General features: G+C 47.9%; 2 protein-coding genes. Both read right to left on the minus strand.

Going from position 1 to position 1,819, the window contains the following annotated elements; translation table 11 throughout:
• Window positions 1–76 precede the first annotated feature (76 nt).
• Window positions 77–784 carry a hypothetical protein gene (locus GOB85_RS18660; protein ID WP_173578856.1) on the minus strand — a complete coding sequence of 236 codons (708 nt, stop codon included), beginning with the start codon at window positions 782–784 and terminating at the stop codon, window positions 77–79.
• 716 nt (window positions 785–1,500) lie between these two features.
• On the minus strand, window positions 1,501–1,819 hold a 319-nt coding region (locus tag GOB85_RS19110; protein ID WP_206752316.1), incomplete at its 5' end, for a hypothetical protein.

Genomic DNA, 1,819 nt, shown 5'->3' on the forward strand with positions numbered 1-1,819 from the left:
ACAGGGCTCGGGTCATACGGGCCGGCCTCCATACCGGCACATAGTATGAATCAGATTTCGACCAGTATGGGAATCCTTAAAATGAACCTATTAGATCGGATTGTGCTCTAGTTTGTTTAATTATCAGGTCGGTCGCATTTTGCGTCTCACGCCTGATGTCTGCAGCCTCTTTTAGACTGTCAGACGCCAATTTCATTATTTTTTCATTTTCTGCGATGGAAGCTTTATTTGCTTCCGATAGGGCTGATACAGCGTGGTCTAACAGTTGTAAATCATGCTGATGGTCCTCCGATTTAATTTGTTCTTTCTGAATTTCATAATGTTGCGTCACCCATTGATGCACAGGTGTGCCGCCAAAAATGGAGAGAATGGCAACAAGTGCAATGGTGAGCTTCGCTTTCGGCCCCATCCCGTCAGTCACCTTTCCCGCAAATTCAGTTATAGCTTTGGTTGCCTCTGCCCATATGTCGGAACTTCCATCAGCGATTTGAAAGTTTAATTTGAGGTTTTCCCTTGCATTTTCATCTAACGCAGACCCTCTCATTTTCCCGTTTCTAGCAAATGCTGCAACACGGTACAAGGTTGTTTGATACTCAACCAAAGCGCGCATCAAATCTGCGTTTAAAGTCGAATGGTAACGCTCTCCGGTAATTCTTAAACGGAACTTAGCCCAAGTCGCACTTGCGAAATCTATGTCAATATTTCTTGCATCTATTGTGTTATTTAGAATATCTCGAAGAAGATTAAATGCTGATTGCTCTGTAGGAATCGAAACGACAGTCATAATTACCTTCTATAATTTCTGGCGCTTTGTCGCCGCCATCACGGACTAATGTTGCATTTTAGCAGCAAATTTGCATTGTAACTCTGTTCTTCAATCGCATCCCAGCCCCGCTTAAGGGGGGAGCTTTTGACCAGCCCGTGCCCCCCTTGAAGGTGGTGCTCTGCCGTCCCAAGCAGGCGGTGTCTTAGCGGGGCAGAGCGGCTGGACCAAGATAACCGAACCCGTGAAGAACGATTCCATCGGGGCCAGTCTGAAGGTCGCTATGGCCCGCCAGCATCCAAAAGCTTCCGACTTGCAGAGCTGTCCACCACGCCCATACCGCTTGGCCATTTTTATCAATCAGTGCGTGGGGTCCGGTCTGCGTGGGGTTCAGAGGTTCACCGAGACCCTCTGAATTTGGCCATGCGTAATTCGTATTCGTCATACGTTTTCCTTCCTCAACCGTACCCCAGCACCGCCCCCGTTCTCAGCGATGAACTCGACGCCGGCTGCATGCGTATCCAGCCCCCGCGTTCCGAATACAGTGCTCGCCTGCACCCCCGCCCTATGAAGGCGATACGCTACCGTCGTGAAAGGGCAGTGTCCTACTCCTGCTGATTGTTCCATCGTTCAATCCAAATCCTTGGTACTCTTAGCGCTGAACCTAGTAGCGAAGCTCTCGTTTTCCATTAGCGAATACAGACGAAAACCTGATACACTATTCATTCAATTGAATACTAGTTTTCATACCTCAAAAATTGTAGTGTAAGAGGTGTCATTATTGCTCCGGTAGAGCTATTATACTGAATTGGATCAATCGCTATACCGATCACACTGCGATTTAGCTCTATATGATCAGATGAGGTTATAAGAATAGGGTATCCAAGGATCAGAAGCGCATTGGCCGATATCCACTGAATATTTCCATCGGGCTGAGTCGTGCTGACAGAGGTGGTCCCCATTTTTCGGACAGGGCGATAAGCTATCATCTGGCCTGAACGAGGACGGGTTTTATGGGCAAGGTTACGCGGAAACGGTATGCGGCAGAGTTCAAGT

This window comes from Acetobacter fallax, from assembly GCF_011516735.1.
In the GTDB taxonomy this organism is placed as follows: Bacteria; Pseudomonadota; Alphaproteobacteria; order Acetobacterales; family Acetobacteraceae; genus Acetobacter; species Acetobacter fallax.

Bases quoted from the DNA above. Each gene is read 5' to 3' on its own strand.
- GOB85_RS18660 (WP_173578856.1), bottom strand. From the start codon at position 784: ATGACTGTCGTTTCGATTCCTACAGAGCAATCAGCATTTAATCTTCTT.